This window comes from Corallococcus sp. CA053C (genome assembly GCF_003611675.1).
In the GTDB taxonomy this organism is placed as follows: domain Bacteria; phylum Myxococcota; class Myxococcia; order Myxococcales; family Myxococcaceae; genus Corallococcus.
On sequence record NZ_RAWA01000523.1, the window covers coordinates 1 to 5,825 of the forward strand.

Genomic DNA, 5,825 nt, shown 5'->3' on the forward strand with positions numbered 1-5,825 from the left:
CCACCACCCCTTCCTCGAAGAAGCCCCGGACCCCGGAAGCCGTCGCCACGCCGGAAGCCACCGAGGAACCCGCCGCCGCGCAGGGCTTCCTCACGCTCGTCACCGAACCGTCCGCGCGCGTGTCACTGGCAGGCCGCTCGCTGGGCGAAACACCCCTCACCAAGGTCGCCCTCCCGGTGGGCAGGCACACCCTGAAGCTCCTGGATGGAACGGGCCGACCCCTGAAGCTCATCGTGGAGATCAAACCCGACGACATCACCTCCGTCCGGGTTCCCCTGGAGCTGCTGGCCAATCCCTGACGGACGCTCGCGGCTTTCGGCCACGGGCATGCAATCACCCCCGCGACCCCCGCGTACCCCAGGCATTCGCCGGGACGTGCCCGTACGTCCCGCGCCACGCCTGGAGCCGACCATGAGGATCGCCCCGCTGTCGTTGATCGCCGCCTGCTGCCTCTCCGTCGCCTGCACCGCCCACGCGGAGGAAGCCGCCTCCAAGCCCTCCGACTCCTCCGGCGACACGCGCCAGGTGCAGGACTTCCACGGCGTCGCCGTGAGCCACGGCATCAAGGCCCAGGTGAAGGTGGGCCCCAAGTCCGTCCGCCTCGAAGGACCCGCCGAGTCCGTCTCCCGCGTCCGCCTGGTCGTGGAGGACGGCATCCTCACCACCGAGGTCGACCGCAAGGGCTTCTGGAACGGCCTCAACGGCAAGGTCCGCCTCTTCGTGTCGTCACCCAAGATGACCCACGTGGAAGCCAGCGGCGGCAGCCACGTGGAAGCCGAGGCCACCGCGGCGGAGGAGTTCGAGGCCGAGGCCAGCGGCGGCGCGGAGATCAACGTGCGCGGCGTGGACGCGAACGAGGTGGACACCGACGTCAGCGGCGGCGCCGAGGTCACGCTCGTCGGACGCGCGCAGAAGGTGGACGCCGAGGTCAGCGGCGGCTCGCAGCTCCACGTCCGGCAGCTCAAGGGCGTGACGGAGCTGGAGGTGGACGCCAGCGGCGGCGCCGTCATCGAAGCGGATGCGCCCGGCACCGTCACCGGCGAGGCCTCCGGCGGCAGCGTCATCCACCTGACCGCGCGCCCCCAGCACTCCGACATCGAGTCCAGCGGCGGCTCGCGCATCGACTCCGGGAACTGAACCGGGACGAGGTTACCCGGGCCCCGGGATTTCCCCGGGGCCCGGACAGGCCCCCCACGATGCAACGGAGTCGCCGCACACCGGACCTCCAAGGTCATCCGGGCGACCGCACTCCTTCCACACGAACGTCCACCGCACGGGGGTGCTGTCAGACAGGCGCGTGGGCACCGTGGAACACGCCCGGGTTCACCGAGCGCTTCACAGTCCCCAAGATATCGGGAGTCCGTCCCAATCCCAAACACCCTCGGTGTCTTTCACCGCACCTGGAAGCCGGGACCGCCGCACCGCGCGACGCCTGCCATCCCAGACTGTCCGTGGAACCCGTCCCACCCCATTTGCACGGCGCGTCGAACGAACGCAGCAGGTCGGATTCATCCAGCGATTCTAGAAAAGTCCGGGCAGGCAGGACTCCAAGTGCAAGCAAGTCAACGGGCCGGAGGGAAACGGTCCGCTCCCTGACGGTCCAGCATCCAGCCCGGGTACTCGGCGGGGAGCTTGGAGACGGCGTCCAGCTGCTCCAGCTGCTTCGGGGTGAGGCGCAGCTCGCTGGCGGCGAGGTTGTCCTCCAGCTGCTCCGCCGTCTTGGCGCCGAGGATGACGGTGGTGACGTGCGGCTGGTGCAGCAGCCAGGCGAGCGCCACGCGGGCCACGGTGGCCCCTTGCTCTTTCGCGATGGCGTCCATCACGTCGATGGCGTTGTACGCGCGCTCGCGGGCCACGGGCGGGAAGTCGAAGGCGGCGCGGCGCGAGCCCTCGGGGCCCTTTGAATCGCGGCGGTACTTGCCGGACAGGAAGCCTCCTGCGAGCGGGCTCCACACCATCAGCCCCACCTGCTGGTCCTTCATGAGCGGCACCAGCTCCCGCTCCAGGTCGCGCCCGGCGATGGAGTAGTACGCCTGCAGTGATTCGAAGCGCGCCAGGTGCTTGCTGTCGCTCAGGCCCAGCGCCTTCATCAACTGCCACGCGGCCAGGTTGGACGCGCCCAGGTAGCGCACCTTGCCCTCGCGCACGAGGTCGTCCAGCGCGCGCAGCGTCTCATCCAGCGGCGTGGCCGCGTCGTAGCCGTGGATCTGCAGCAGGTCGATGTGGTCGGTGCCCAGGCGCTGGAGGCTCGCGTGCACCGACTCGAAGAGGTGGTAGCGCGACAGGCCCACCTCGTTCATGCCCGGGCCCATGCGGCCGCGCACCTTGGTGGCCAGCACCACCTGCGAGCGCTTCGCCGCGAGCGCCTTGCCCAGCAGCGCCTCCGACTGCCCGAACGAGTACACGTTCGCGGTGTCGAAGAAGTTGATGCCCGCGTCCAGGCACCGGCCCACCAGCGCGTCCGCCTCCGCCTGGCCCTGCTGCCCGATGTTCTTCCAGAAGCCCTCGCCACCGAACGTCATGGCGCCAAAACACAGTTCAGAGACAAACAGCCCGGTGCGGCCCAGCGGACGGTAGTGCATGTGCGTGTCACCTTCGGTGGAATGGGAGGCGGCCCCTCTTAACCCCGGGCCTCGCACCTCGCCGCAGGAAGGCACGGGATGACCCGGTTCGTGGGTTGGGACTTGACCGATCCGTTCGCCCGCGCCCCCCGCCCCGTGGACGAAGCCGTACTGGATGCGCAAGGCCACGCGTGGACGGAAGGCCCTGCACGCACGACCAGCTGGACGCCACCGTCTGCGCCTGGCTGGGCTGGCTCACGCGCACGCGGCCCGGGGCCGTCACCGCGGTGGGCCTGCCCCTCACGCGGGACGCGGACGGCACCCTGCGCGAAGGGCGCATCTTGGACCTGGACTTCGTTCAAGCCGCGCCGCGCCAGCACTGAGCAATCCCAGACACTCAACATATTTGCTGCTTTTTCTATTTAAGCATGTTTAATCCCTCTCAACTCCAGAGGAGGAACACCCATGTTTGGAACGACGTGGAAGGCCGTGACCGTGGTGGTGGGGCTGGCAGGCGCGCCGGTGCTGGCGGAGGACGTGGCCCAGACGCCCCACCTGCCCTACGGCGTGCCCGTGCCGGAGGGGCAGGAGCTGGACGCGGTGCCGGAGCCCTTCGACGAAGCGGTGCACGGCCGCGCGCACCCCAACACCCAACCGCAGGCGAACGAGGTGCTGAAGGGCGCGGCGGCGCGACTGCCCGAGCGCTCCGGCCGGCCCCGCCCGCGCGACCCCATCCCGGACATCTTCCCGGGCTCCGGGGACCGGGGCTTCTGGGTGAACCAGGGCCAGGGCATCTTCGCGGGCAATGACGCGCAGACGGACCTGGCCATCCCGGACAACGCGGTGGGGACGACCATCTATGCGCCCACGCACATGCCGGCGGGCAACTCGTGCGTGGAGACGGTGACGGCGCACTGGCGCTACTCCGGCATGGCGACGACGGCGCACGCGCACGGCTTCTGGGACCACTGCGGCCTCGACGGCGCCACCGGCTGGCAGACCTTCGAGGGCATGGACGCGACGTGGAAGGGCAAGTACGTGCGCGTCTCCGACGGCGAGGAGCGCTACTTCACGGAGGTCTACAAGGACGGCAGCGGCTGCGCGCACGGGCTGCTGTACAACTTCACGCTCGGGGTCTGGGAGGAGAAGCTGACGCCCATCTGCGGCTCCTCCAGCTTCGCCACCGGCTGGACGATGTGGGAGTCGCACTACCTGATGGACGTGGCGCAGCGCTGCCCCGCGTTCCCCCGCGTCCGCGCGTCCGGCATCCAGGTCTACACCGTGAGCGCGTGGCCCGCGCTGGGCACCGGCAACAGCAGCCAGTTGGGGCCCTACGGCCTGTGCTGGACCAACGGCACCTACAACTTCCAGGTGTCCGTGCCCAACAGCGACTGGACGGCCCTCACGCCGTGAGCGCGTGAAGGCCTTTGGGTCCGGTGCCTTCAGCGTCCGCGCACCGGATCCTCGTGGTGGTCATGCCCCGGTCCGCCGAAGGTGCCCGGCCAGGGCTCTTCCGCGGGCTGGAGGCCGGGGATGGCGAAGCGCCGGAAGCGCGCCAGGCTGTACGCGAACGGCGGATCGCAGTCCCCGCACGTCCCCGCCCCGTCCATCATCACCACGCTGTCCGGCCCCAGCTCCAGGGACTGCGCGGGCTGCGTCGCGTCCGACAGGGAGCACTGGAACACCTCGCTGCCGTCTCGCGCGCTCACCGCGAACATCGTGGGCCCGGTGCTGGTGAGCCCCGTGCCCAGCACCACCGTCTCCGGCGGCAGCCCCCGCTGCGTCACCCAGCGGGCCAGCCGCACCTCCGGCGCCACCGGCCCGGGCCAGCCCTGGAACGTGTACGTCCACGACGGCGCGAGCCCCGGCAGCCCGTAGCCCTCCAGCCGCCAGTCGCCGGTGCCCTCATCCATCGAGGGGGACGGGATGAGGCGTTCGGAGGTGGCCACCACGCGGCCGAGCCCCTTCGGGAACTGGCGCGAGCCCACCGCCTGTCCGTCCTGCGTGCGCAGGGCCTGCGTGGAGCGCTCGTTGAGCAACAGCCCGTTCACGATGGCCAGCTCTCCGGCGCTGAAGGCCTCCGTCTTGCGCCAGCGCGGCACGCCGTCCTGCGAGAACGCCATCAGCAGCGTGGGCGCCCCCGGATACAGCGGCGCGCCCTTGTTCAACGTCTGCCCGAAGGCCAGGTACAGATCCCCCGCCGCGTCCGACGCCACGCCGAACGGGTGCGGGTGGTTGCACTCGGCGAGCAGCGGATCCACCAGCGCCTGCGCGGACACCATCTTCCCAAAGGCATCCAACACCACGAGGAAGTAGCTCCGGCACAACGTGTCACGTGTGGTGCCCGTCGGGTACGCCTCGTAGAGCGCCGCCAGCCGGTCCGGCTGCATCACCCCCAGCCGGGCCATGAACAGCGTCGTCAGCCCCTGCGCGAAGTCCGGCCGCGCCGTCGCCAGGTCGAACGTCCACCGCGGCGCGCCCGTCACCCGGTCCAGCAGCGACACCTGCCCGGAGTTCGGCAGGTCCATGCAGAGCAGCCGGTCGTTCCACAACATGCACCGCCGCCCCGACACACTCGCGCGCACCGGCAGCGGGCCCGCCGCGTCCAGCAGCGCCGGCACGAAGAAGCCCACCAACGTCACGTCCCCCGTGGGGCCCACCAGCAGGTCGTGCAGGGCCTCGCCGTTGGAGGCCGCGTCGTACGTCCACTCGGGGGCCAACGCCGTCGCGGCGGGGCGCTCGCACACCGACCCCTTGCACCTGCCCGGTCCCTGGCAGGGGCTCTGCGGCGAGCAGATGAAGTTGTCCGGCGGATCCCTGCGCTGGCACGTCCCGTCCAGGCACACGTCGGCCGCGTCGCAGCCGCGCGCCGTCCCGCAGAAGGTTCCATCCGTCGCCTTCGCCAGCCCGCACCCGAGCTTCGGGTCGCACGTGCCCACCTGGCACGCCCCGTCCCCCGGACACGGCGGCGCTGGCACCGCGGTGCAGCCGTCCAGCGGGTTGCACACGTCCGTGGTGCACGCGTTGCCGTCGTCGCAGACGCGCTCCGTGCCCCGGCACCGCCCCGCCGCGCAGGTGGCGTCCTGGAGGCACGCGTTGCCCGGGTCGCACGCCGTGCCGTCCGGGTCCTGCGTCTCCACGCACGCCTCCGTCACCACGTCGAACGTGGCGCTGTGGCAGGCCACCGGCGTGGGGCAGGTGGGGATGGGCCTCGAGTCGCCCTGGATCACCACGCTCACCTCCCCGCCCCCGGGCGCCCGCCCC

Annotated in this window: 6 protein-coding genes; 4 read left to right on the top strand and 2 right to left on the bottom strand. The window is 71.0% G+C overall.

The window, feature by feature from the left end; genetic code table 11:
* Positions 1-299 (top strand): PEGA domain-containing protein (locus D7V97_RS38985; RefSeq protein WP_120615656.1); only part of this gene is annotated, 299 nt, incomplete at its 5' end.
* Between the two features lie 112 nt (positions 300-411).
* Positions 412-1,137 carry a DUF2807 domain-containing protein gene (locus D7V97_RS38990; protein WP_120615657.1) on the top strand — a complete coding sequence of 242 codons (726 nt, stop codon included), beginning with the start codon at positions 412-414 and terminating at the stop codon, positions 1,135-1,137.
* A 425-nt stretch (positions 1,138-1,562) separates the two neighbouring features.
* Here D7V97_RS38990 and D7V97_RS38995 read toward each other — a convergent pair whose 3' ends face one another.
* On the bottom strand, positions 1,563-2,582 hold the full coding sequence (locus D7V97_RS38995; protein WP_120615658.1) for an aldo/keto reductase: 1,020 nt from the start codon (positions 2,580-2,582) through the stop codon (positions 1,563-1,565).
* Positions 2,583-2,752: 170 nt separating this feature from the next.
* On the opposite strand from D7V97_RS38995, the gene D7V97_RS39000 reads away from it, so the two are divergent.
* Positions 2,753-2,944 carry a hypothetical protein gene (locus tag D7V97_RS39000; RefSeq protein WP_120615659.1) on the top strand — a complete coding sequence of 64 codons (192 nt, stop codon included), beginning with the start codon at positions 2,753-2,755 and terminating at the stop codon, positions 2,942-2,944.
* 82 nt (positions 2,945-3,026) lie between these two features.
* A complete protein-coding gene (locus tag D7V97_RS39005; protein ID WP_120615660.1) occupies positions 3,027-3,974 on the top strand; it encodes a hypothetical protein in 948 nt (315 codons plus the stop codon).
* Between the two features lie 29 nt (positions 3,975-4,003).
* Here the strand turns inward: D7V97_RS39005 and D7V97_RS39010 are convergent.
* On the bottom strand, positions 4,004-5,825 hold a 1,822-nt coding region (locus D7V97_RS39010; protein WP_120615661.1), incomplete at its 5' end, for a tenascin-X.